The following is a 24664-nucleotide window of genomic DNA, read 5'->3' as shown; positions in this document are numbered from 1 at the left end:
TATATATTAGTTTTCACTTTGGAATTAATACAATGGGCGATTATGGAGTTATTTTAGGGAGATATCAAAAAATTGTCGTATGGGATGACTCACAACGTATACTTGGAAAACATCTATGCGGTACTCCAGATGCAGATATTAAAGAAAAGGGATATTTTTTGAGAGAGCAAAGATTTGAAAGTTTTTTTCCTTCAAAAAGAGGAGAAATTCCTGATGATTTAATTAAAAACATAAAAGGGCTAGAGAAAGTTGTTCTTTATGAAGGTAGAGAGGAAGTTCTTTTTCCTGAAAAAGGAGCAATAATTGAATATCTTCGTTTATCAAAACATCAAAAAGCAGTTTTAATGAAAAAGGCTTTAATGGCTTCTAGAAAATAATTTTTGCTCTTTTTATATTTTGTTTTTTAGGGCACGGCTAGTAATTTGAATACAACACAGATTTGCTGGGCTTACAGTATAATGTACTTAATTACCACACCAGTATACAAAAACGTAACATTTATATATAAGCTTCTCTTAACAGGCAATAATGGTAATTTTACTTGATCAGTTTCATTTACCTGAAGATATATTTGAAGTGATCTTTGCTACAAGCCAGCAGAAGATAGTGGCAAAGCTGCTGATCGACCACATGAAAACGAATGACGGCGAGATAGGCAAGACAGAGATGTCTATGTTCGCAAATCAGCTGCATGAAGGCAATTTAGTGGCAGAGATTGATGAGCCCGAATTCAAGGGAAAAAAAGTGAAGCTGAGCTATAACAAAAGGCAGTTTTACGACAGGATATTGACTCCAATGAAAGCAATGGGATTGATAGACTATGACATGTACAAGAAAACTTACAAGGTATCAAGGAAATTTAAAGAAGTGATGATGGAGATCGGAGTTATGTGGTCCAAGGAAATGGACAAGCCGCCGTTTAAGGTGAGAAGCTCAAAATGAAGATCGCGCTTTTTGGCATCGGCCCCCTGGATTTACTTCTTGTAAACCACCCCCATAACAATTATCAGGGGGCCTTCATTATCCAGAGAAAAACGAAAGATTAAAATATCGCTGAAGTAAAGATTATGAAAATGACAAACAAGAGGCTGCTAATTCTTGGCATTTCTTTATTTGCGCTAGTTTTTGTTTTGGCTGCCTGCCAATCAGGTCAGCCTACAGGCGAGGCTATAAAAATCCAGTATGCTGCCTGCAAAGACAGCGACAGCGGAATCAATTATTACAGCATTGGAACAGTGAGCTATAGGGGAAAAGACTATCAAGACAAATGCATTGATTCAGATGCGCTTACAGAATATTACTGCGATGGCAATGCAGCTATTTCAAGAACATATGTCTGCGCTGCCGGCTGCAAAGATGGCGCCTGCATTTCTGCAACAAATGAGGCATGCGTGGATGAAGACTGGTTTGGCAGCATTCATGACAGGCTTGCAACTAAAGGAAATTGCACTGTGGGCGCAGATGTTAATGCTGATTACTGCAAGGGAGATTATTTGGTTGATTATTACTGCTCGCCGTTATTGCAGGATCCCAAGTCATGCGATTTTGTGGAGTACAGCTGCAAGGCCTATGGATTTGACGGCTGCGATGCTGGCGCTTGCTTTAAAGATTAAATGATAAAAAAGAAGGTGCAAAATATGAAAACAAGAACTCTGTTGTTCGGAATGATTCCTTTATTGGCTTTGATATTTGTTTTAGCTGGATGTACAACGGGAGAAGCTTTAAAAATAATTAAGAATTGCAGCGACAGCGACGGCATCAGCTATTACACAAAAGGGATCGTTAAAGTCGGAGCAGTGTCTTACCCTGACATATGCATTGGCCCCGTTATATTGAAAGAAGGCTATTGCAGCGGAACCCAGTACAAATGGCTGAATTATACCTGCCCGAATGGCTGTGTTGCTGGAAAATGCGTCAGGCAAACAAGCAACCAAACTGGCAGCAACCAGACAAGATAATTTTTATTTTTTTCTTATAAAATTTTTTAAAAACACAAATATTTATATATGAAAACCGAAATTTCTCTTTTCATGGCAGATGATGACGAAGACAAGGACATCTATTCCGCAGAAGGAAGAGAAGAAGAAATGGATGATGATGAGATAGAGCCATGGGAAGAAGGGTTTATGGAAGGCGCAGAAGCAGGAGGCCAGGGAGCCAAGTGCAGGAACTGCGGCAAAGTCCTTGGAGTAAGCTTTGTTGAAGAGGAGATCAGCAGCAAGATCCACAGGTTTTGCTCTACTACATGCGCAAAAGAGTTTGTTAGAAAGAAGACAGGGGAAGAGGAAGAATAATTCTTATGTCTTTGTTTTTAATTGCTATAAAGAACTGTTAGTTATGTATTCAAAAAATCTTTTATAGATCGTTGTTACAATGTTATTCCTGTGTTCAGATGGCCTTAGCCTTTCTTCTTCGATGGTTTTTTCAAGCTCTAATGATAAATCATCTATTCCAAGCAATATTTCCACATTTTCAAAACCCACTTCATTGTAAGCTTCGCGTACCGCAGCTAAATACTCCTCTTTTCCTATCATTCCGTCTGGTTTTAAAGAAAGTGCCTTATCCATAACTAAAAGCCCAAGATCAACATGAGTAAGGCAATTTAGCCGCTTTTCTCCTTTTAGCCGCTTATAATTAAAATAGATGTTTGGGTCGTAGATTTCTTTCATCCCAAATGCAAGTGCTTTAAAAATATCATTGAAGCTTTCATACTCGACATTTAGCTCCCTAAATAATACGTCTTCTTCTCTTCGTATATCTGAACTTGCCCTTTCATAAATCTTAATAGCATCTAATTCTTCTTGGTTTGCCATTGTGTTTAGAGAAATCAATAGATATAAATACTTTTCGGTAGTGGTAGCACTTAGAAATTTATTACAGCCCGTTATCTAAAAATATTTTTTATTTCTTTCGTGAGACTGCGTATTCAATAAATTGTGAAAAAAGTTTCCTGTATTTTGATTCTGGAAATTCTTTGAATAATTTTTCATTAGCCTTATCAACCAAATTTCTTGCTGTATGTTCTGCATATTCAATTGAACCGTTATTCTTCATTATGTTAATCGCTTCCCTTATCACTGCCGGAGTTCTTGTTTTTGAAGATAAAATGCTCCTTAACCTTTCTGCATTTTTACCTTGATTCTGCAATGTTCTCAAAACCATTAAACTAATTTTTCCTTCTGTAATATCATCTCCATAATCATGTGCATTTTCTTCTAAACTTAACAAGTCATCTCTTAGTTGATAAGCGGTTCCTGTAGCTTCCGCAATTTCTTCTAAACTTCTTTTTTGTTCTTTAGTTCCATTTCCTGAAATTGCTCCTAGTTTGGTAGCAAACCTGAATGTAGAATTTTTGTAAGCATTCATTTGTAAATATTCTTGTTCTGTCGGTAATGTTTGCGTTTCTCTCCAATATATATCTGAACCTTGTCCAATATGTGCGATTAATCCACCATGAAAATAATCTTGCAGAATTTCTAATTTTCTTTTTTCATCTATCTCAACTCCATCCAAAACTAACTTCACAACAAAATAAAGAAAATTACCCGTATTTAATGCGATTGATACTCCATGAGATTTATACAGAGGATCTCTGCCATCTCTTTTTTGTGCTTCATCTTCAACATCATCAATAACAACAGAACCCTTATGGGAAAATTCTGGAAGAATGGCCAAATCATCAATGTGCTTGAATGATCCTCCAACTATATCATGAGCAAGGTAAACCAAAACAGGCCTTATCCTTTTTCCACCAGTAACAACTACGGCCTCCTTTGATGGCTCATAAATCGCTTTTCTAAAAGTATCCTTGTTAATTGACCCAATTGTAGCTAAATTATCAAGCAAATCACTGGATTTTAATTTATTATAAAATCTTTGCAAACTTTTTTCAATCCTTAATAGCTTGTCATCTAAATATTGTTTCACATCCCACAAGAAGAGCTTTATCTTTTTAAAACTATCTGAGAGTAATGAAATTTATATATTTTCGAGTTATGACAGAGCCGTGCCGTTAAATTTATATAGTTTTAAATAATTCTATTTTAATATGGAACAATTTTATGTGACTTATGAATGCCCTTCTGGAATTGATGATCATATTGCATTTTTTGAAGCATTAAAAGAAGTGGGTGATAAACTAAAACAAGAAGGAGTTGAATACTGGATCACTACAGAAGAAGGGCGGCAGGATTATTTTTATAATCTTCCTCTTTCAAGGTACTCGGTTCATTTAAGGGGAGAAGCAGAAAATATAAAAAAAGTCATAGAGCCCTTTCTTGACATCACTGGGCCGCCTGCTGTTGTCGAATCAAAAGGAGCTAACTATTTGGATGATTACTTAAGAGGAACTAGATGGTCATTAAGGCGGGGCGGCAGAAAAATTTTAGACTTTCTTTCGGGAAGGATTGTAAGCAGTGAAGTTGCTGTTGAAGCCAGAGAAGGCGCGGAATTAAGATAATTACTTATTCTGAAGATTTTCATTATTTCTTTCAATCCGAGGCAATTAATAATGTCTTTCTTTTCAGCCCATCCTCTTCTTGCAGCTGCTATGCCTAGCTCCATATAATGAAGCTGCATTATGCTGTGAGAATCTGTGTTTATTGCCAATTTTAACCCTTTGCTTACTGCCAGTTTTATGTTTGCATCATTTAGATCCATTCTTGAAGGAGAAGCATTGATCTCCAAAAAGAGGTTTTTTCTTTCTTTTGCAACATCAAAGACTTCATTAAGATCGATTTCATAAGGCTCTCTTTCATTGATCAGCCTTCCTGTTGGATGGCCGAAGATGTCAACATTTTCATTTTTAAGGGCTTTAACAACTCTGTTTGTCATTTCTTCTTTTGGAGATTTAAACCCAGAATGGACAGATGCAATAACAACATCCAATTTTTTAAGAATATCGTCGCTGAAATCCAGGCTGCCGTCTGATTTTATATCAACTTCGCTTCCCATCAGTATTCTGAAATTTTTCAGTTTTTTGTTTATTTTTTTAATTTCATCAATCTGCTTTAACAATCTGTTTTCATCAAGGCCATGCGCGATATGCTGGCTTTTGGAATGGTCTGAAATGCAAATATATTCGTAACCAATTTTTTTGGCGTAATTCGCAATATCTTCTATGCTGTCATCACCATCAGAATATTTGCTGTGCACGTGCAAATCCCCTTTGATGTCATTATAGCCGATTACTTTAGGCAGTTTTTTATTTAATGCAGCATCTATTTCGCCTGTATTTTCTCTTAACTCTGGTTCGATATAAGGCAAACCTAATTTTTTATAGACTTCTTCCTCTGTTTTGCCAGCGACTAATCTGTTTGTCTTTTTGTTAAACAAGCCATATTCACTTAACTTTAATCCTTTTTTGATTGCCCTTTCCCTTAATATTATGTTGTGCTCTTTGTTGCCTGTAAAGTACTGCAATGCTGCGCCAAAACATTTTGGATCGAGAACCCTTAAATCAACCTGCATATTGTTTTTTAAGATAACTGAAGATTTTGTAATGCCTTTAGCTAAAACTCTATCAACATCAGGCAGAGATGTGAAAAGATCCATCACAGGAGCGGGCTTTTTTGATGTTATTAAAATGTCAATGTCCCTTATTGTTTCTTTTCTTCTTCTGATGCTGCCGCCGACTTCAATCTTATCAACCTCTTTCAGTTTCTTTAATTTAGCAGCAATATCGCGGGCAATTGGCAGCACAATACCAAGCAATTTTCTCTCCTGGCCTCTTTTCATCAGCTCAATTCCTCTCAAAATGTTTTCCTCTGTTTTTGCCCCGAACCCAAATAATTTTGCAATCCTGTGCTGTTTTATCGCTCTTCCTAAATCACCAACACTTTTAATGCCTAATTTTTTATTCAGAATAATGGCTTTTTTCGGGCCAAGAGATGAAATTGCCATCAGATCATTAAGATGAGCAGGCATTGATCTTTTTAATTTTTCATATTCATTTATTTTGCCTGTCTTGATGTACTGCTCTATTTTCAGGGCAAGATTTTCGCCGACACCGGGAATTTTTCTGAAGCCGTCTATGCCTTCTTTTTTATAGATCTCCTCAACATCCTCGCCTAATGCTTCTAATCCTTTTGCAGCCTTTCTATATGCCTGAGGCTTCCACTGCACATTTTGCATTTCGAGCATATCTGCTATTTCATAGAACAATGCTGCGATTTCGAGGTTTTTCATTATTTTTGTTATTTATTTTGCTTGTTTATAAAAATTTCTAAAAATAAAGCATAAAAAACCACCACAATCTTTATAAATAAACCGCCCATTCTGAATTTAGTAATAATCCGCATCTAATACAAAAGGCGATTTAAAATGGCAAACAATACTGAAAAATATGTTTATGCATTTGAAGAAGGAAATGCAAAGATGAAGGATCTTCTTGGCGGCAAGGGAGCTAATCTTGCTGAGATGACAAATCTAGGAATTCCAGTTCCGCCTGGATTTACAATAACAACAGAAGCATGTGTTTTGTTCTACAAGCTTGGAAAAAAATATCCTGAAGGAGCAATGGACCAGGTTGAGACAAAGCTGAAAGAGCTGGAGAAGAAAACAGGCAAGAAGTTCGGAGATGATAAAAATCCGTTGCTTGTTTCTGTAAGGTCTGGGGCAAAATTCTCAATGCCGGGAATGATGGACACTATCCTTAACCTCGGAATAAACCCAGATGCAGTTGAAGGATTGTCAGAATTAACCGGAAACGAAAGATTTGCACTTGACAGCTACAGGCGATTCATCCAGATGTTCGGCAATGTTGTTTTAGGAGTAAAACGCGAGGTTTTTGAATCAGTTCTTGATGAAGTGAAAAATCTGAGGAAAATAAAATTAGACACAGAGCTTAATATTGAAGAGCTCAAAGAGATCATCAGCCTGTATAAGAAAGCAATAAAGCAGGAAGCAAACATAGATTTCCCGGAAGATCCAAAAAAGCAGCTGAAGATGGCGATTGATTCTGTTTTCAACTCGTGGAACAATGAAAGGGCGATAACATACAGAAGATTGAACGACATTCCAAACAATCTAGGAACAGCGGTCAATGTGCAGACAATGGTGTTCGGCAATATGGGCGATGATTGCGGCACAGGAGTTGCCTTTACAAGAAACCCAAGTACAGGAGATAATCATTTTTACGGCGAATATCTGATGAATGCGCAGGGAGAAGATGTTGTTGCAGGAATAAGAACTCCGCATCCAATAACTGATTTGAAAAAAGAAATGCCGCATGCTTACAAGCAGCTTGAAGAAATTTATCATAAGCTTGAAAAACATTATAAGGACATGCAGGACATTGAATTTACAATTGAAACAGGAAAATTATACATGCTGCAGACAAGAAACGGAAAGAGAACAGCGCAGGCTGCAGTTAAGATTGCAGTTGATATGGTGAAAGAAGGGCTTATAACTAAAGATGAAGCATTGATGAGACTCGAGCCAAAGCAGCTTGACCAGTTATTGCACAAAACAATTGATCCAAAAGCTAAAATGAAAGTTATTGCGCAAGGCCTGCCAGCGTCTCCAGGAGCAGCTGTTGGCCAGGCTGTTTTTAATTCTGAAAGAGCCCATGACTGGGCTGAAGACGGCAAAAAGGTTATTCTTGTAAGGCAGGAAACTTCTCCTGAAGATATTGAAGGAATGAATGCCGCAGAAGGAATATTGACTGCAAGAGGCGGAATGACTTCACATGCTGCAGTTGTAGCAAGAGGCATGGGAAAATGCTGCGTTTCAGGATGTGAAAAAGTTATTGTAAAAGAAGATGAAGGCGAGTTTGTTGTTGGCGGTGAAGTTGTAAAAGAAGGCGATTACATAACTTTGAATGGAAATACAGGCGAAGTTATTCTTGGCAAGGTTCCGACTGTTGATCCGGAATTAAAGGGCGAATTCAAAATTTTGATGGAATGGTCGAATGCAGTAAGAAAATTGAAAGTAAGGGCTAATGCAGATACGCCGCATGACAGCGAAGTGGCAAGGAAATTCGGCGCAGAAGGAATTGGCTTGACAAGAACAGAGCATATGTTCTTCCAGGAAGACAGGATTAAAGCAGTGAGAGAGATGATTCTGGCAGAAACTGCTGAAGAGAGGAAGAGGGCATTGGCAAAAATAGAGCCAATGCAGAAGGAAGATTTTATAGGAATTTTTAAGGTTATGAGCGGCTACCCAGTTACAATAAGGCTGCTTGATCCTCCGTTGCACGAGTTTTTGCCAAAAGAAGAAGAGGATATAAAAGAGATTGCAAAGGAGATGAAAGTGCCTGTTGAAAAATTAAAGAATAAAGTCATATCACTGCATGAATTCAATCCAATGCTTGGCTTTAGAGGATGCCGCTTAGGTGTTGTTTATCCTGAGATCTCTGAAATGCAGGTCAGGGCAATAATAAATGCTGCAATTGAAGTCAATAAAAAAGGCGGAAAGGCAATTCCTGAGATTGAGATTCCTGTTGTCGGCTTTAATGAAGAGATACTGAATTTAAAGCCAATGGTGAAGAGAATAGCAGATGAGCTTATCAGGAAATCAGGAGTAAAGGTTGATTACAAGATCGGAACAATGATTGAGCTGCCTCGAGCATGCATTGTTGCTGATGATTTGGCAAAAGAAGTTGAATTCTTCTCTTTCGGGACAAATGACCTGACGCAGACAACATTGGGCTTTTCAAGGGACGATGCAGGCAAATTTATTCCAAAGTATGTGGAGCAGAAGATATTTGAAAAGGACCCATTCCAGACAATTGACAGGAGAGGAGTGGGCGGAATGATGAAGCTCTGCATTGAAAAGGGAAGAAAAGCGAATCATGAGCTTGAAATAGGAATATGCGGGGAGCATGGCGGAGACCCGAACTCAGTTGAGTTCTGCCATGAGCTTGGCCTGGATTATGTGAGCTGCTCTCCATTCAGGGTGCCGATAGCGATATTGGCTGCTGCCCAGGCTGCTTTGAAGGAGAAGAATGTCAAGGCGAGCGTGACAAAATAGCAAAGATTTATAAAACAAAGGGCTTTTCTGCGTAACAGCATAGGGGAGGCTTTGAAAATTTACTTTTTCAATGTTTTCTTTATGCCAATAATATACGAGGAGGAACGAACGAAAATGGGAGAATTTAATAGGGAACCCAGAAGAGATTTTGGGCCACGAGGAGATTTTGGACCAAGGGAAATGCATAAGGCAACTTGCTCGGAATGCAATCAGGAATGCGAAGTTCCATTCAAGCCAACCGAAGGCAAGCCAGTTTTTTGCAAAGACTGCTTCATGAAAAGGAAGAAAAGATTTTAGTTTTTCTTAGTTTTTTTATTATTTTTTTTGTTTTTTAGCTTAAACAGTTATGTGAGGGTTTGGCATTAGCGCTCTTTACAGATAAGTTTATATACGAACGTGAAACATTCAACAATATGGGTGAAAAATGAAAAATTTCAATAGGGAAAGTAAATTCGGAAGAAGAACTTCAAGATCAGATGAGCCAAGGTTTGACAGAAGAGATTCAGGTAGCTCTGAAAGAAGGCCTCTTGAAATGCATGATGTTACTTGCGATAAATGCGGGAAACAATGTCAGGTTCCATTCAGGCCAATAAGAGACAAGCCTGTTTTTTGCAGTGATTGTTTTAGAAAAGGCGAAAATTCTGAATCACGAAGGCCCAGCCAGGATTCGTATAGATCAGACCCATATAGAAACGAATTTGAGCAAATTAACGAAAAACTCAATAAAATCATGAAGTCATTGAAGATTTATTGATGGGCTTCATTGAGTAAGCTATTTTTAATTGCTGCTTAGTTGGCGTTTTCACGGCATCTTACTGAAGTAGAATCATTTTCATTTGCCTTTAGAAACATTTATATACAATTTAATGCGAACAACTTTCATGGCATTTAATAAAACAAAATTCCTTCAAATATTACTGATTCTGGGATCTATATATTATCTAATCGGGGCTATTGCCCATTTCTTTGGCTTAACTATCTTCCCTTTCTTTGTAAAAGAACTTTATTCCCCATACCACGACACGATGGTCGCATTAGTCGCAATAGTCATTTCAATGTTATTGTTTGTTATTGCAAAAAATCCGATAAAAAATATTGATGCACTCAAAGTTGTAATAGTTGGAGGAATTCTTACAGTCATTGCCAATATCTGGCAACTGTGGAAGATTGATTTCGTTCAGCTTGGCGCCCCGGCAAAAAAACTTCAGCTGATTGTTGAGATGATTTTATTGATGATTTATATTGTTCTCTTATTTATTTTTAAGCCAAAGGAAAAATAACAAGTAAAAACTTACGAACACCTAAGTTACCTCCATATAAAAAACCATGATAGAAAAGCTATGAACAATTCTACGGCATAAAAGAGCGGTACCTTGAACCTTCCCAACTTGATCCAAGGATAATAATTTGCAAATTTAGGATTCAGCTCTGAAAAATTTACAACTGGGTTTACTATGAACCACATAATGTCTTGGTAGACGAGTCCGGAAAAATATGCGCTGACCAAAACTCCGAATAATTTAAAATTCCATCCGTAGATTATAAATGGCAGCGTTAATAATATCGGCCACATAATCCAAAAAAGATAAAAATGATAAGCAGTCAATATAAAAGAATTGCCTAATTTTATTTTCCAGCCCAATTTACCTTTATGCCAAGCGTTTCTTCCTTCTGCATAAGATTCCCAAAAAGCTGCAGCAGTCATTGCAATGAATATCCAAATAAAGATTAATAAGGGGCTCATATTATCATTTAATATACGATAATTTAAATAGATTTCGATGAGTTATTTCTTTTTAAATTTTCCAAATTCATATTCCATTACTTTGCCATCCCTTATCTCGCCAAACAACATTCTATAGAAAAATCCTTTAAGATATGAAATTACCATCTTAAGCCTGCCTTTCTTCTCATATCTCCTCATTGAAACAAGCACATGATGCGCATGCATTACCCTGAACTTCCCGATCTTCCCTGCCCTGTTCACATAATCCATGTCCTCAGCTATCTTTATAGTTTCATCAAACCCATTGAGCTTTTTATGCACATCGCTTTTTGCAAATATGCACACTCCGATTGCATGCGGCCAGAAGAACTGCGATAAGTAAGTCCAGACATTCATTATGTTCATTATGGCATGATCTGCCAGATGCCTGCTCTGCGGCTTATAGAAGCAAGTTGCAACATCGAGCTTTCTTTTATGGAACTCATCTATTGTTTTTTTAAGAAATCCTTTTGGCAGCTTTACATCAGCGTCAAGAAACAGCAGTAGCTCTTTTTTTGCAGCGTTAGCGCCTCTGTTTCTTCCTGCTGCAGGCAGCCCTCCTTTTACAACCTTTGCCCCAAAGCTTTTTGCAATATGCCTTGTTTTGTCTTTTGATCCTGCGTCAGCAACTATTATTTCATAATCCTTTAAGCCCTGCTCTTCTATGGATTTCAATAAAACAGGAAGATACTCTTCTTCGTTCAATGCCGGGATTATGATGGTGATCATTTTAGGTTTTATTTTTATGCGATTTTATTATCTCTTCCATCTTCCTTATAACATCTTCATTCCCAACCTTATTGAACTTTTTGAGGCTCTTCTCGTATTTTTCGAGATTCTTAACAAAATTTTCAATAGCGTCCTTGCTCAATTTCCCATAGAACTTTCCAAAGCCTTCTTTCTCCAAATAGATTGCATTCAGGATCTGCTCGAACTGGCCTCTTACAGGAACAGACAAGATCGGCTTTTTGAGATAAAGCGCTTCACTTATTAAGCTGAAGCCGCCATTTGTTATTATCGCCTTGCATGTCCTGAGATCTTCCAGGAAATTCTCTTCGTTGAACTCCCTGTAAACAACATTTTGATCTACACCATGATGCGCTGACTTGTAGATCATGAACTTTTCATTCTTCAGCTGCTTCAATATAGGTATCAAATAATCATAAGAATGCGATGTCTGGTAAACAAGAAAATGATCCTTCTTTTGCGGCTTCAATTTCAATACATCCTTCCTTACAATAGGCGCAAAAAGAAATGTTCTTTTTGACCTGACTTCAGGGTAAAAGAAAGTTGTTATAAGATAGTATTCAGAAAATGCCATGAACATTACAATTATGAATGTGTCGAGGAATGCGCTGAACCAATATCTTGGAGGAAACTCGACTTTTGCATTGGTTACAATGTGCTGGTTGTCGTAGCATATTGAAGGAACCCTTAAAATATTGCAGGCCCAATTGGAATAAGGCTCGAAATCAGATATTACAATGTCAGGCTTGAATTTCAAAAACATATACATCACTTTGAAGAGAGTCGGTATTGTAATGAACGGGAAAGATAAAATCCATTTCAATGCTGTCGCAGTTATGTTGACAGAATCCCTTTTGTAGATTATATCTGGGGAGTGTATCCTGTCAACTTTAAAGAATTTTGATAAGTAATCATACGCCCTGTAGCCTGCGAGGATCTTAACATCGTGCTTCTTGAGCAGATGCTCGATTATGGGCTTGCTTCTTGTTGCATGGCCCAATCCTTCGCCATTCACTGAATAGATTATTCTTGTCATTATCTGACTGGCTTCCATTCCTTTGAGTAAGCTTTTCCAAAAAATGAAAACAAGTAGTTTAAAAACCATTGCCATAGCACTCTTGGATATCCCAGTTTCCTAAATCTCCTTGGACTTTTTCTTATAATGAGCTTATTGAAAAAATATATTCTGCCCTCCTTTGCGAGCCTATGGAAAAATTCAAAATCCTCGCCTGCGACAAGATAACAATCGTACCCTTTAAGCTTATCAAAGGTCTTTTTTCTCACCATCTGGCATCCCCATGAAGCTCCCACTCCAATAAAATTAAGAAACATTATGTAACTTGACATTGTTGAATAGAAAATCCTGTCGAATGTTTTTTCTTCATCAAGATGAGCGCGAGTCCTGCATGTTGCACCGACTATTTTTGGATCCTTGAATTTTTCAATAACAGCGTTAAAAAACTTCTCAGGATTTTCGAGCCTTACATCAGCATCGAAGAAGATAATGATGTCGCCCTTTGCCTTTGCTGCCCCTTTGTTTCTTCCTTCCGATATTGTTTTTACCCAGCTTTTTTGATGGACAACAATCTTGTCAACAAGCTTTTTTGCGATCTTAACTGTATTATCTGTGCTTCCGCCGTCAGAAACAATAAGCTCAAGGTCAAATTTCTTTTTCAGCTTAATAAACTGCCTCAAGGAGCTTTCTATTGTATGCTCTTCGTTGAATGTGGGGAGTATTATGGAGATCATGTGTTCTTTGTTTTGTTTTTAATATTTAAATCTATCTAGTTTAAGGCATAAATAAAAATTTATGCTCCTTGTACCACAATAAGTGATGATATTTTTTAATGTGCTTTCCAAATAGGTTTCTTATTTCACCTAAAACATTTCTAAACTCCTCATAGCTTTGCACTTCCATTTCTACTTCAAGATCATTATCACTTACTGTTTCATATGCATAAACTATATTGGGGTGCTGATGGAAGTATTCAAGCATGGATTTTTTAATCTTTAAGTCATCTAACTGCATTTCAATTTTATACCAGTAATAGCCGATTTTCCCTAAATCGATAATCACCCTGAAATCTGTAATAATCTCCCTTTCAGCCATTTTTTTAATCCTGTAATTAACATTAGAAACACTTATTCCTGTTTTTTGCGAAACTTCAACAGAACTTATCCTTGCGTTTGGGGCGATTAACCTCAATATTTCCATGTCCTTGTTATCAAATTCAGCTGTTTCTGGTGAAAACATGCTTTTTGCCGGAGGGGATTCGATTTTTTTATCATCCAATAAATATGTTCTCTTGTAAATATGGAATTTATAATAAACTGAAATATCTAAATCATAAATGTAGTTTCCAAATCTTTTTATTAAGTCCTCTTTGATTTCAAAGAATTCATACATGTTTTTTACCCAGCATGCAATTCCTAAGTCTCTGAAGCCATCAATACTGTCAACCCACCAGAATCTTGGATGTTTCTTATAATATTCAATAACTTCGTTTTCCTCATCAGGCGTGTCTTTTTGGAACTTTATGAAGAATCTGCAATTAAGATACCCCAGTTTGCTTACATCAATTAAAGTTTGGTAGCCCTTAATTATGCCTGCTTTTTCTAATTGTTTGACGCGGTACTGCACTACCTCCCTGCTCAGCTTTACCTTTTTTGCGATCTGGTTAAAGCTCTGCCTGCTGTTGAGATCCAGCTGATACAGGATTAGCCTATCTTTCTTATCTAATTTATAAGCCATTTAACCTACTAATTGACTATTATTTATATACTTTTTGGTTAAATCGTAAAAAAATCAATGAAAAGTTTTATATATCTGTTAGAATATACTTATCACTATTAAGTGAATAAATAGTTTGGAGGAAAACAAAATGACTGAAGAAAGTGAAATTGATCAGCGTATTGAATCATTAGAGACACAACTAGCTGAATCTAAATCGATGGAGAGAATAGGGCGTATTGGTCTTTGTACAGCTATAGGTATCAGCATCATCGCATCTATCATATATTCTCTCCGTACCTCTAGTACAATCCCTAATGTAAATAAAGTTCAAGAGAGATATATCCCGCCAAGCAAAATAGAAATAACAGTTAGCGATTTAGATCAAAATGGGGAAAAAGAAACAATAGAGAAAATTAATGGTGTTCCTTACTTGCTAAAATATGATGACTCTGGAAGAGCTGTATTACAGCCATATGAAATAAAACCTGTAAAATAATCTTGGAGCAAAAAATGAAAAAAACAAAAGAACCAAAAAACGAATCAAAAATTTATTACCACTGCAATACTTGGGAAGATCATTCAAGACTGGAGGATTTAAGAAAAGAAGGTTTGTTGACCAAACGAAAAAACGAGATCACAGAAGCATATATGGGAAGAGAACCTGATTATGGCTTATATGGCTTACACCTTATGCTTGATTCTAATTTAGGAACAGCAGGTGTGAGTTATCTTTGTAAGAAGGACATAAAAGGGATAATGCATGATGTCGGAGTTGATAAAGCTAAAGAATTAGTTGGGAAATATGTTCTATCCTATTGTAATGGAGTAAGAGCAGTTGGAATTTCAGCATATAAAAAATAATTTGATAAGAAAAATAAAATGGCCACCTTTAATATATTAAATCCAGAAACATAGCTGCCCACAGCATCCCTTCATCAGAATAATAAAAAGGGGTTTTGTACGGCTTTCCATCTGCATCAAACACTTCAGGATAATTTTTATATTTTTCAATAAGCGATCTGTATTGCTGAACATAATCTTCGGCTTTATTCTTATTTATTTTTTTAACCAAGCCAATAAACAAAGGGCCCATGTGCATCCATATGCTGCTTCTTTCATAGCCGGGGACAAAAAATTCGGCATTTATCATTCTTAATTTTTCCGTATTACCTGTGTATTTCAACGGAAACGGACTGTCAAGCCCTTCTTTTTGGATCGCTTCAATTGATGATCTCAGCATTTTTTTGTCATCAAAAACATTGCTCCAGAAAGGAAAGACATTTGCGTCTCCTGCAACATGGCTTGAGCCGGACAGGTCATCAAGAAAATAAGAGCCAGTCCAGAACTTTTCTTTTATTGTTTTTTTAAAGTCATAGTCCTTAAAAGGATTTTCCAGGATTTCTATTTTTTTTAATTCATTGCTGAGCATTGCAGCCATCACATTATCATAGCAGCTGCTTTTTCTTACAGAATAGTCCTTCATCGAGGAAAAGCAGGCATTCTCCTTGACAAGCCCTTTTTCCTTATCGAAGACAATTTCATAGAATTTTTTTATTTCTTTATTTAAAAAAGCATTATATCTTATGATTAAATTTTTATCATTAAAAATCCTCAAGCTTCTTATAAGATAAGGAACAGAGTCAACTGCGTAATAAGGGAAGTCAAACGGAATTCCATCGGGCGATATAGTTGTTGTTATTTTCCTGTTTTTTTCGAAAATGTTCAGGACATATTCCAGTGTTTTTTTAATTTCATCTTTATAGCCGAGTTTCAGCAATGCCTCAATGCAAAAACCGAAATCCCTTGTGTAGAATTCGCAGAAATGGCCTGAGCTTGCCTGAAAATATCTTCCATTCCAGCAATCTTTGATTATTTGCCTGCATATCTGCTCAGCACTCCCATTGTATTTTTTAACCCCAAAAAATCTTCTCTTCAAGCTTTTTTTAAAAATTCTAAATCCTTCTTTTAAATGAATCAGTTTCATGTTATTTTCTTTTAAAGCCGTGCAAAAACAGATTTATCAAACCAAGAAAAGTCCATGTTAAATCCCTTGCTCTCAGCAGAATGCTTGCAGCAACGCCAATGCTGACGGGAAGGCCTATAATGGCGAACAAAGACGCTTGGCCGACTTCCAGCACCCCAAGAGCTGCCGGGATAGGAAAAATATAAGCAATTCCGACAACTGTTATGACGAGAAATATTACATAGAATGATGCATCAAGGCCGAACATGAGCAATGCCAGCTTGTACTCCAGAAACATGCATATCCATAAAAACAGCGAGAGAAGCAAAGTCAATATCAATGTTTTAGTTTTGTGCTTGAAGAACTTGGTTATGTGGCTTTCCATATCCAGTATTGTCTTCTCTATTTTCAGGATGTGCTTATATTTTATTCTGTTAAAGCCCAGAATCCTGAACAGTTCGCTGAAAAATCCAAGCCCGCGGGCAAGCCTGTAATAAAGAACAAATAGGAAAACAATAAGAAGCACTATGCTGAAAGATATCACAATTTCAGCCTTTCTTGGCAATGCAAATTTCAGTAAAAAAAGGATCAGGCCGACAAAAGCGAAGAATGCATTGACGCTCAATTCAAGCGATTTATCTATAACAGCAGATGCCAAAGCTTTGGAATATTTCATGCCCTGCTTGCTTAAAAGATAAGCCCTGACTGGCTCTCCGCCAACCTGCGCGCTTGGCGTCAAATAGCTTACTGCAAACCCTGAAAAGCCTATTGGCAGCAATTTCAGCAGGCTTATGCTGAAGCCATGGGCTTTTAATATGATTTTTAATCTGTACTGTATGCCTATGAATATTGCAATGAAAAAGATCAAGTAAGGGATAAGGTAAATGAAATTGGCTTTTTTGAATGTTTCAATGACATCGCCCAATCCAAGCCTGAAGAAGACAGATATGAATAATGCAATGCCGATCAATGTTGAGATTATGATCCATTTTTTCATTTTTAATAGCGGACCTGGGGAGACTTTCGCATTTGTTTCGAACTCCCGACCTACAGCTTAGGGGGCTGCCGCGCTATTTGTCCAACATTGAAGTTACCAGACTGCGCTACAGGTCCACATGCAATATTATTAGTAAAGGTTTTAAATAGTTTTTGATTATTTCTGATTATGTACAGAATAAAGCAGATTCCTGAGGATTTTGCTGTAAAGGAGATAAGCAATATCAAGTTGAAAGAAAAAGGCAGTCACGGGGTTTTTTTATTGAAAAAAAGAAATTGTTCAACTCCAGAAGCAATAGAGCTTATTTCTCATTCATTAAATATAAAAAATAAAGAAATAGGTTATGCCGGGAATAAAGATAAAGAAGCAATAACCGAACAGATTGTTTCTATTAAAATTTTCAATGATGCTTTTTTTGAAAAAATAAACAACCTGAAAATAAAAAATATCGAACTGAAATTCCTTGGTTATTCTGACCAGCCAATCTCATTAGGCGATTTAGAAGGCAATAGTTTTGAGATTATTATTAGGAATTTAGATAAAAAAGAGATAAATGTATTTTTGAAAAATACAAAAATGATAAAAAGCAACAAATTAAAGATTCCGAATTATTACGGTGAGCAGAGATTCTCAAAAAACAACATCGAGATAGGAAAATTGATCCTAAAGAATAAAATTAAAGAAGCAATTGAGCTGATTATTGAAAACGATGGCTTTCTGAAAGAAAAAATAAATGGTTTTTTGGAAAATAACAAAAACAACTATAACGCTGCATTGAAGATCATTCCAAAGCGCGTTTTAAGGCTGTATATTCACTCATATCAGAGCTTTTTATGGAATGATATTGTTTCTGTGTTCTTGAAAAATTATAAAAATAAAAAAAACCTGAAGATCCCGCTAATCGGATTTGGCTTGGATCTTGATGCCGTTAAAAATCCAAAATTAAAAAAAATAATTAAAAAAACCCTTGAAGCTGAAAAGATCAATCCGAGGGATTTTGTTTTAAAGTTTCTTCCCGAATTAAGTTCTGAAGGCGGATTGAGAAATTTGTTCATTAAGATTAAAGGCTTTAAAATTATTAAAAAAGAAAAAGATGAGCTAAATAAAAACAAAGAAAAAATAACAATAAAATTCAGCCTTCAAAAAGGAAGCTATGCGACTGTTGCAGTTGACTTCCTGTTCAAAAAACAATAAACTATTTAAACAACGATTAAAAGAATGAATTGAATACAAAATGGAATTAAGAAAAGACTACTTATTGGACAGATGGGTCATAATAACTGAAGGCAGGAAAAGGAGGCCTAGGGAATTCAAAAGACTTGTGAGGATTGAGCCACAGAAAACCTGCCCATTTTGCCCTGGCCATGAAAACCTCTCCCCGCCTGAAATTTACAGGGTGACAAAAGACGGCAAATGGAGCGCAAGGGTTATTCCAAATAAGTTTCCTGCTGTGAGCAAGGTAGGGTCTGCGAATATAATAACACGCGGCTTCCTTGAAAGAACATCTGCCTATGGCTCGCATGAAATAGTCATTGAAACTCCTTTTCACACAAAGCAGCTGTCAGATCTTCCAATAGAAGACCAAAAAGAAATCTTCAAGGTGTATGCATTAAGGGTGAAAGAGCTGCTGAAGGACCCGAAAGCAAAATACGTTGTTGTTTTCAAGAATGAAGGAAAAGAAGGAGGGGCTTCATTGCAGCACTCACATGCCCAGATCATTTCATATCCGATTATTCCGACACTTGTCAGAGAGGAGCTTAATGCCTTCGATGCATATATGGACAAGAACTATGGCTGCCCGTACTGCAAGATAATAAAGCAGGAAAGGAATTCTCCGAGGTTTATAAAAGAAAATGGATCCTTTATTGCATTTGCGCCTTATGCCTCGCGCTTCAACTATGAAGCATGGATCTTTCCGAAGAAGCACTTTAAGACTTTTACAGATTTTACCGACAGAGAATTTCATAGCCTTGCTGAAATAATAAATTTGATTTTAGACAGGGTGATGAAGGTTACAGATTCCTACAACCTGTACTTCCATTACGCCCCGGCGCAGCATGACTTTCATTTCCATGTCGAGATCGCCCCAAGAATTGCCTACTGGGCGGGGTTTGAATTCTCAACAAATGACGTGATGAACACAATAAGCCCGGAGAAGGCAGCGAAGTTTTACAGAAAAGAGAAATGAGTGTATTCTAAGAATTTTTAATCATTCATTCCAAAACACAAACAACGCTTTCAAATATCTCTTCCGGAGTTTTCTCTGCGTTTATTTCTTCCAATAGATCTTTGGCAGAATAATATGCTATTAGCGGAGCTGTCAGCTCATTATATGTCTTTAATCTCTGCTTTATAACTTCTGGTTTGTCATCGTCCCTCAAATAAAGCTTGCCGCCGCATTTGTCGCAAACATTCTCTTTTTTCGGCGGTATGTTTTCAATATGAAAAATATGGCCGCATTTGCTGCACGTCCTTCTTCCGCCCAACCTTTTTATTATTGTTTTCTCAGACGCTTCAAAATTAATCACAACATCAATTTTGGCTATTTTATCCAATGCTTCGGCCTGCGGAATAGTCCTTGGAAAACCGTCCAGAATAAATCCATTTTTGCAGTCTGTTTTGTTCAATCTATCAGCAAGCACATCAATAACCAAGTTATCAGGAACAAGCTTGCCGGCATCCATGTATTTTTTAGCTTCTTTTCCCAATGATGTGCCTTTTGCAATGTTTGTCCTGAGAAGATCTCCGGTTGAAACCTGCGGAATGCTGTATTTAGAAGAGATCATCTTAGCAATTGTTCCCTTTCCGATGCCTGGCGGGCCCAGTAAAATTATTTTCATTGTAACCAAAGCCTCCTGCGTCGGCTTTTGCTTGCCTTAAATTTGATTTAAAGCCTCCGGGGAGATTTGCACTCCCGACCTGCTGATGGCTTGCATAGATACAAGTCAGCCGCAATAGCTACTATGCCACGGAGGCATAACGCAAGAATTTATTATTTCATTTATAAGGTTTTTGCTTGGGTTGAGCAATTTAAATCCATTATTTCACTTCTTCCTCGAACTTGACGATCTCTATCACTCCGACAACCTTTTTGTGAGTGTCAAATATCGGAGAAGACGTTATCTGCGCAGAGCGCTTCTTGAAAAATGAGCAGATCGTATGATATTTGGAGCGGTGAACTTTACTGTTCTTAAGGGTCTGCATGGCCGGGCAATTCTCATTTATTTTGCCGTTGTTAAATATCTCATAGCACATTCTGCCCTTTATGCTTTTTAATTTGCCATTTATCTTTTCGATTAAGTCATTTACCCACACTATTTCTCCTTTGTCATTTAAAACAATCACCCCTTCCCCTATGAGGTCCATCATCCTTTTAAGATTCTCATTGTAGTTTTCACTGCCAAATATCCCCAAAAGAGGAGATTTTTCAATGAACCAGACTTTCGCCATGCCTATGCGCTTGAAATTTATCATTCTTTCAGAGCACAGTATTGCAAGGTACTTGGTAATTGTCACCCGGTTAATGCCCAGCTTTTCAGCAATCTCGGTGGAAGAGCACATCTCGTTGTTTTTTACAAACTCAAGAATCCTGTTTTTCGTTTCCAGACTCACCATAGCCATATAAAGCCTGATTTGTATATAAAGATTATCATTATTGATTATCTATGTTCTGGCATAGAAATATTTAAATAGTTGTTTATCTACATCGTTATACGTTATTGATAATCAATAGACGCGGGGTGGTAAGATGAGCTATGCCAAAAAAGAGTTGGGAAAGAAAGGCATTTTAAGTTCATTTTTGAGATTGCTTTACAGTAAAAAATACAAAATAAACGAAGCGCCAAGGAAAAGCGCGATTCAGACAAGGCTTCCGACGTTTTTGTAAGGTGATAGAATGATCAAGGAAAAAATAGTGGACATCAAAAAATTGGCAGAATTTCTTAAATTAAACCTTTCAAAGCGGGATTATCCTGAATTCGCAAGGCATTTCAAGAAGTTAAAAAAGCGCAGGGGGTGATAGAATGAAAGTCGACGACTGGTTTGATGATGAGGATGATATGGACATTTACAATAAAGCTGAAGAAGGAAGGGATAATGACGAGCTAAATGACTGGGAAGAAGGGTTTATGGAAGGGTATGAAAAAGCTTAACAAATAAACCCAAAACTTTATATTTAAGCTGTTCTCTTTTCTGCATCATGGATTATAAAGAAGAAATAACAAAGATCCTGAAAAAAGAGATCAGGGCGGAAATCAATTTAGAGATCCCTCCTGATAATTCTCTTGGAGATTATGCTTTTCCGTGCTTTTCATTGTCAAAGATCTACAGAAAAAACCCGGTTGAGATAGCGAATGAATTAAAGGCAAAGATCGAAAAGGAGAAAATCCCCTTTATTGAAAAGGTTGAAGTGAAAGGGCCTTATGTTAATTTTTTCATCAAGAAAATTGATATTATTAAAGATACCCTGAAAAAAATATTGGATGAGAAAGAGAAATACGGGGCATCCAGAACCGGAAAAAATAAAAAAGCGCTGATTGAGCACACTTCCATTAACCCAAATGCCTCGCCTCATGTAGGCAGGGCAAGAAATGCATTGATCGGCGACTCCATTGTAAGGATTCTGAAATTTCAGGGATATGATGTAGAAACGCATTACTTTGTAAATGATGTCGGAAAGCAGATTGCAATGCTTGTTCTTGGATGCGGGAATGCTAGGAAAAAAATAGAATTCGATGACCTGCTGAAAATTTATGTTGAAATAAACAAAAAGGCTGAGGCAAACCCGGAAATCGAGAAGCAGATTTTCGGGCTGCTGAATGAACTGGAGAAAAAAGACAAAAAGACAATAAAAAGATTCAAGGATGTTGTCGGGATCTGCATCAAAGGCCAGACAAAGATATTCTCTGAGTTAGGAATAAAATACGACGAGTTCGACTATGAATCAGGCTATTTATGGAAAAACCTTACAAAAGAAGTCCTGGAAAAGCTGAAAAAAACAGGCAAGTTGTTTACTGATGATGAGGGGAGGCTTGTTTTGAACCAGGAAGGCCATGATCTTGCAATGAAATCCCCTGTTTTAGTTCTTACAAGGGCAGACGGAACTTCTTTATATCCTTTAAGGGATCTTGCTTATACAACTGACAAGATAAACAAAAAAGCTGACAGGAATATTCTTGTACTGGGGGAAGACCACAAGCTTTATTTCCAGCAGATAAAAGCAGCGCTTGAATTGCTGAATTTAAAAGCTCCTGAAGCTGTGCATTATTCCCATGTTTTGCTGCAGGAAAGCAAGATGTCGACAAGAGAGGGCAACCTTGTTTTACTGGAAGACTTTATGAAAGAGGCAAGGCAAAAGGCTGAAAAGGAGATACTGAAAAGAGAGCCGAAGATAAGCAAGAAGCTGCTGGAGAAAAATTCAAGGATAATCGGCTATGGCGCAATAAAATACTCTATTTTAAGGGTGAGCGCTGAGAAAAATGTTAATTTCAACTGGGAGCGGGCTTTGAACTTTGAAGGCGATTCCGGCCCTTATATGCAGTATGCTTATGTGAGGGCTTGCTCAATACTTAAAAAATACGGCAAGGAAATAGATGAGAAGATTGATTATTCACTGCTGAATTCAAAAGAAGAAGTTGAATTAATAAAAAAAATGTCTGAATTTAAAAACACAGTTGATGACGCAACAGAAAATTTAAGGCCGCATATGATCGCCAATTACCTCTCTGAGCTGGCGAAATTATTCTCTGAATTCTATCATGCATGCCAGATCCTCAAGGAAGATGAAGATCTGAAGAAGGCAAGGCTGCTGCTGGTGAGCTGCGCAAAGCAGGTTTTAGAGAACGGGCTTAAGATGCTAGGGATTGATGTTTTGGAGAGGATGTAAAAACGAAAGAAAACCGAAGGATTTTATTATTAGTATAATTTAAATTAGTATAAAACTAATTATACAATTAAAACAGAGGAAAAGGGGATTTTCAATTAAGAAAGAGCAATACTCTACACCATCTCAGAATCCGCCACCTCCTTGTTTTCCATGAAATTGCCATGTTAAAGAACAAGGTTTATTCTGCCTATCAATTTACCATTTAAAAAGCGAAAGGTTTATAAACTAGTTCACTCTATTATTCATTAATCTTTAATTTTAGTCTAAACTAAAATTTAGGTCATATAAACTTTGGAGTAAGATGTTACCGAGAAAAATATTTAAAAAATTGAAGGATCAGGCAAAGGATAAAAAGATAGCCTTGCTTTTAGGAGCAAGGCAGGTAGGAAAAACAACCCTGCTTAAAGAGCTTTATTTAGAATTATCCGAATCAAATAGATGCCTTTTTCTTGACCTTGACATTATCTCTAATTATGAGAAAGTAGGCACTTTCGAAAATTTAATCAACACGATTAAGTTAAACGGCTATAAAGAAGAGCAAAAAGAGTTCTTTTACCTGTTTTTAGACGAATTTCAGAGATATCCGGCTCTTGCAAAAATAATGAAGAACGTTTATGACAACTTCAACAATGTTAAGATTTACGCCTCTGGCTCTTCATCATTAGCAATAAAAAGCCAGATACAGGAATCCTTAGCAGGAAGAAAAAAAATAAATGTGATTTTTCCGTTGGATTTTGAGGAATTTTTATGGTTCAAGCAGAATGATAAGCTCCTCAACAAATTTCAGAACATTAAAGGCTTGAAAGGCGAAAATCTGCATTCTTCCTTGAAGGAATTTAATGACTTGCTTAAGGAGTTTCTCATTTTTGGCGGCTATCCTGAAGTTGTATTAAAGATCTCAAAGCAGGAAAAAATAGATGTCTTATCAGGCATATTTGATTTATACGTAAAAAAGGACCTTGTAGAATATCTTAATATTGAAAGAATACTCGAGATGAAAAAATTAATTGAGTTTTTAGCGATAAACAATGGCAAAAAGATAAAATATGAAGAGATATCAAGTTTAACTTCCTTAAAATTTAACGAAACAAAAAGATATTTAGAAATACTCAGGGAAACCTACATGGTGGAAATTCTAAGGCCATTTTATACAAATAAGAACAAGGAACTTGTTAAAATACCCAAAATATACTTTATAGATAATGGTGTAAGAAACTTCTTCATCAATAATTTTAATGAGCTGTCTTTAAGGGATGATTCTGGCTTCTTATTTGAGGGATTTGTGTTGTCCGAATTCTTAAAAAAGGGCGCCAAAAATATCAGATTCTGGCAAGATAAGAATGGACATGAGGTTGATATGCTGCTGGAAGAAAATTCGGTTTTAATACCAATAGAGGTAAAATTTAAACAGAGCCTTAAATCAGAAGATTTTAGGGGCACAAATGCGTTTTTGAATGACTACCCGAAGACAAAGAAGAGTTATTTGATTAATTTTGGCTCTCAAAAAACATCAGGAAACACACATTTAATTCTGCCATATTCACTGGGCAAGATTATTCTTAACAATGCGAATTAAACGCGCATAGAACTGATTAAAAAGCTAC

30 protein-coding genes and 1 tRNA gene are annotated in these 24664 nt (G+C 36.7%); 18 read left to right on the top strand and 13 right to left on the bottom strand.

Annotated features, from left to right (window positions below; translation table 11 throughout):
• Positions 1 to 32: 32 nt before the first annotated feature.
• The 5 genes from Q7J54_07945 (at position 33) to Q7J54_07925 (ending at position 2294) form a co-directional block, all read left to right on the top strand.
• The gene (locus Q7J54_07945) at positions 33 to 377 is read left to right on the top strand and encodes a hypothetical protein (GenBank protein ID MDO8741466.1); all 345 of its coding nucleotides are present in this window, start codon (positions 33 to 35) and stop codon (positions 375 to 377) included.
• Positions 378 to 528: 151 nt separating this feature from the next.
• Complete coding sequence (locus Q7J54_07940) at positions 529 to 942, top strand: hypothetical protein (GenBank protein ID MDO8741465.1); 414 nt, start codon at positions 529 to 531, stop codon at positions 940 to 942.
• A gap of 131 nt (positions 943 to 1073) precedes the next feature.
• A complete protein-coding gene (locus Q7J54_07935) occupies positions 1074 to 1613 on the top strand; it encodes a hypothetical protein (protein ID MDO8741464.1) in 540 nt (179 codons plus the stop codon).
• 24 nt (positions 1614 to 1637) lie between these two features.
• Positions 1638 to 1958, top strand: coding sequence for a hypothetical protein (locus Q7J54_07930; GenBank protein MDO8741463.1), 321 nt, complete (start codon positions 1638 to 1640; stop codon positions 1956 to 1958).
• A gap of 48 nt (positions 1959 to 2006) precedes the next feature.
• Positions 2007 to 2294, top strand: a complete 288-nt coding sequence (locus tag Q7J54_07925) for a hypothetical protein (GenBank protein ID MDO8741462.1) — start codon at positions 2007 to 2009, stop codon at positions 2292 to 2294.
• 24 nt (positions 2295 to 2318) lie between these two features.
• On the opposite strand, the gene Q7J54_07920 is transcribed toward Q7J54_07925, so the two are convergent.
• The 3 genes from Q7J54_07920 to polX form a co-directional block, all read right to left on the bottom strand.
• Positions 2319 to 2813, bottom strand: a complete 495-nt coding sequence (locus Q7J54_07920; protein MDO8741461.1) for a hypothetical protein — start codon at positions 2811 to 2813, stop codon at positions 2319 to 2321.
• 88 nt (positions 2814 to 2901) lie between these two features.
• A complete protein-coding gene (locus Q7J54_07915) occupies positions 2902 to 3927 on the bottom strand; it encodes a polyprenyl synthetase family protein (GenBank protein ID MDO8741460.1) in 1026 nt (341 codons plus the stop codon).
• Between the two features lie 408 nt (positions 3928 to 4335).
• Complete coding sequence (gene polX / locus Q7J54_07910; protein MDO8741459.1) at positions 4336 to 6186, bottom strand: DNA polymerase/3'-5' exonuclease PolX; 1851 nt, start codon at positions 6184 to 6186, stop codon at positions 4336 to 4338.
• 135 nt (positions 6187 to 6321) lie between these two features.
• Between polX and ppdK the strand changes: the two genes are divergently transcribed.
• The 4 genes from ppdK (at position 6322) to Q7J54_07890 (ending at position 10250) form a co-directional block, all read left to right on the top strand.
• Positions 6322 to 8970, top strand: a complete 2649-nt coding sequence (gene ppdK, locus Q7J54_07905; GenBank protein MDO8741458.1) for a pyruvate, phosphate dikinase — start codon at positions 6322 to 6324, stop codon at positions 8968 to 8970.
• Between the two features lie 114 nt (positions 8971 to 9084).
• The gene (locus tag Q7J54_07900) at positions 9085 to 9267 is read left to right on the top strand and encodes a DNA-directed RNA polymerase (protein MDO8741457.1); all 183 of its coding nucleotides are present in this window, start codon (positions 9085 to 9087) and stop codon (positions 9265 to 9267) included.
• Positions 9268 to 9394: 127 nt separating this feature from the next.
• Complete coding sequence (locus tag Q7J54_07895; GenBank protein ID MDO8741456.1) at positions 9395 to 9724, top strand: hypothetical protein; 330 nt, start codon at positions 9395 to 9397, stop codon at positions 9722 to 9724.
• Between the two features lie 127 nt (positions 9725 to 9851).
• Positions 9852 to 10250 carry a hypothetical protein gene (locus Q7J54_07890; GenBank protein ID MDO8741455.1) on the top strand — a complete coding sequence of 133 codons (399 nt, stop codon included), beginning with the start codon at positions 9852 to 9854 and terminating at the stop codon, positions 10248 to 10250.
• A gap of 26 nt (positions 10251 to 10276) precedes the next feature.
• Here Q7J54_07890 and Q7J54_07885 read toward each other — a convergent pair whose 3' ends face one another.
• From Q7J54_07885 to Q7J54_07865, 5 genes are read right to left on the bottom strand one after another with little or no spacing between them, the layout of a single operon-like run.
• Complete coding sequence (locus Q7J54_07885; protein ID MDO8741454.1) at positions 10277 to 10714, bottom strand: hypothetical protein; 438 nt, start codon at positions 10712 to 10714, stop codon at positions 10277 to 10279.
• A gap of 42 nt (positions 10715 to 10756) precedes the next feature.
• Positions 10757 to 11464, bottom strand: a complete 708-nt coding sequence (locus tag Q7J54_07880; GenBank protein MDO8741453.1) for a glycosyltransferase — start codon at positions 11462 to 11464, stop codon at positions 10757 to 10759.
• Between the two features lies 1 nt (position 11465).
• A complete protein-coding gene (locus Q7J54_07875) occupies positions 11466 to 12518 on the bottom strand; it encodes a glycosyltransferase family protein (protein ID MDO8741452.1) in 1053 nt (350 codons plus the stop codon).
• A complete protein-coding gene (locus Q7J54_07870) occupies positions 12518 to 13231 on the bottom strand; it encodes a glycosyltransferase (protein ID MDO8741451.1) in 714 nt (237 codons plus the stop codon). Before Q7J54_07870 ends, Q7J54_07875 begins: the two co-directional genes overlap by 1 nt.
• Before the next feature lie 40 nt (positions 13232 to 13271).
• Complete coding sequence (locus Q7J54_07865) at positions 13272 to 14234, bottom strand: winged helix-turn-helix transcriptional regulator (GenBank protein ID MDO8741450.1); 963 nt, start codon at positions 14232 to 14234, stop codon at positions 13272 to 13274.
• Between the two features lie 130 nt (positions 14235 to 14364).
• On the opposite strand from Q7J54_07865, the gene Q7J54_07860 reads away from it, so the two are divergent.
• A complete protein-coding gene (locus Q7J54_07860; GenBank protein MDO8741449.1) occupies positions 14365 to 14712 on the top strand; it encodes a hypothetical protein in 348 nt (115 codons plus the stop codon).
• Positions 14713 to 14726: 14 nt separating this feature from the next.
• Positions 14727 to 15077 carry a hypothetical protein gene (locus Q7J54_07855; protein ID MDO8741448.1) on the top strand — a complete coding sequence of 117 codons (351 nt, stop codon included), beginning with the start codon at positions 14727 to 14729 and terminating at the stop codon, positions 15075 to 15077.
• Positions 15078 to 15105: 28 nt separating this feature from the next.
• Here Q7J54_07855 and Q7J54_07850 read toward each other — a convergent pair whose 3' ends face one another.
• The 3 genes from Q7J54_07850 to Q7J54_07840 form a co-directional block, all read right to left on the bottom strand.
• On the bottom strand, positions 15106 to 16200 hold the full coding sequence (locus tag Q7J54_07850; GenBank protein MDO8741447.1) for a hypothetical protein: 1095 nt from the start codon (positions 16198 to 16200) through the stop codon (positions 15106 to 15108).
• Position 16201: 1 nt separating this feature from the next.
• Positions 16202 to 17176, bottom strand: coding sequence for a lysylphosphatidylglycerol synthase transmembrane domain-containing protein (locus tag Q7J54_07845; protein ID MDO8741446.1), 975 nt, complete (start codon positions 17174 to 17176; stop codon positions 16202 to 16204).
• Positions 17177 to 17185: 9 nt separating this feature from the next.
• Positions 17186 to 17292, bottom strand: a tRNA-Arg gene (locus tag Q7J54_07840).
• A gap of 52 nt (positions 17293 to 17344) precedes the next feature.
• Between Q7J54_07840 and truD the strand changes: the two genes are divergently transcribed.
• The gene (gene truD / locus Q7J54_07835; protein ID MDO8741445.1) at positions 17345 to 18370 is read left to right on the top strand and encodes a tRNA pseudouridine(13) synthase TruD; all 1026 of its coding nucleotides are present in this window, start codon (positions 17345 to 17347) and stop codon (positions 18368 to 18370) included.
• 40 nt (positions 18371 to 18410) lie between these two features.
• On the top strand, positions 18411 to 19364 hold the full coding sequence (locus tag Q7J54_07830) for a DUF4921 family protein (protein MDO8741444.1): 954 nt from the start codon (positions 18411 to 18413) through the stop codon (positions 19362 to 19364).
• Positions 19365 to 19389: 25 nt separating this feature from the next.
• On the opposite strand, the gene Q7J54_07825 is transcribed toward Q7J54_07830, so the two are convergent.
• Both Q7J54_07825 and Q7J54_07820 read right to left on the bottom strand, forming a co-directional pair.
• Positions 19390 to 20016, bottom strand: a complete 627-nt coding sequence (locus tag Q7J54_07825) for an adenylate kinase (protein ID MDO8741443.1) — start codon at positions 20014 to 20016, stop codon at positions 19390 to 19392.
• A 199-nt stretch (positions 20017 to 20215) separates the two neighbouring features.
• The gene (locus Q7J54_07820; protein ID MDO8741442.1) at positions 20216 to 20791 is read right to left on the bottom strand and encodes a PAS domain-containing protein; all 576 of its coding nucleotides are present in this window, start codon (positions 20789 to 20791) and stop codon (positions 20216 to 20218) included.
• A gap of 133 nt (positions 20792 to 20924) precedes the next feature.
• Between Q7J54_07820 and Q7J54_07815 the strand changes: the two genes are divergently transcribed.
• The 5 genes from Q7J54_07815 to Q7J54_07795 all read left to right on the top strand — a co-directional run bounded on the left by Q7J54_07815 (position 20925) and on the right by Q7J54_07795 (position 24636).
• The gene (locus tag Q7J54_07815) at positions 20925 to 21062 is read left to right on the top strand and encodes a hypothetical protein (GenBank protein ID MDO8741441.1); all 138 of its coding nucleotides are present in this window, start codon (positions 20925 to 20927) and stop codon (positions 21060 to 21062) included.
• Between the two features lie 9 nt (positions 21063 to 21071).
• Positions 21072 to 21194, top strand: a complete 123-nt coding sequence (locus Q7J54_07810; protein ID MDO8741440.1) for a hypothetical protein — start codon at positions 21072 to 21074, stop codon at positions 21192 to 21194.
• Positions 21195 to 21198: 4 nt separating this feature from the next.
• A complete protein-coding gene (locus tag Q7J54_07805; GenBank protein ID MDO8741439.1) occupies positions 21199 to 21327 on the top strand; it encodes a hypothetical protein in 129 nt (42 codons plus the stop codon).
• A gap of 47 nt (positions 21328 to 21374) precedes the next feature.
• Positions 21375 to 23060 carry an arginine--tRNA ligase gene (gene argS, locus Q7J54_07800; protein ID MDO8741438.1) on the top strand — a complete coding sequence of 562 codons (1686 nt, stop codon included), beginning with the start codon at positions 21375 to 21377 and terminating at the stop codon, positions 23058 to 23060.
• Between the two features lie 301 nt (positions 23061 to 23361).
• The gene (locus tag Q7J54_07795; GenBank protein ID MDO8741437.1) at positions 23362 to 24636 is read left to right on the top strand and encodes an ATP-binding protein; all 1275 of its coding nucleotides are present in this window, start codon (positions 23362 to 23364) and stop codon (positions 24634 to 24636) included.
• Positions 24637 to 24664: the final 28 nt, after the last annotated feature.

It is taken from the genome of Candidatus Woesearchaeota archaeon, assembly GCA_030651135.1.
Lineage (GTDB): Archaea > Nanobdellota > Nanobdellia > Woesearchaeales > JACPBO01 > JACPBO01.
The sequence above is the reverse complement of the archived record's forward strand: the minus strand, read 5'-3'. Positions and strand labels throughout refer to the sequence as shown.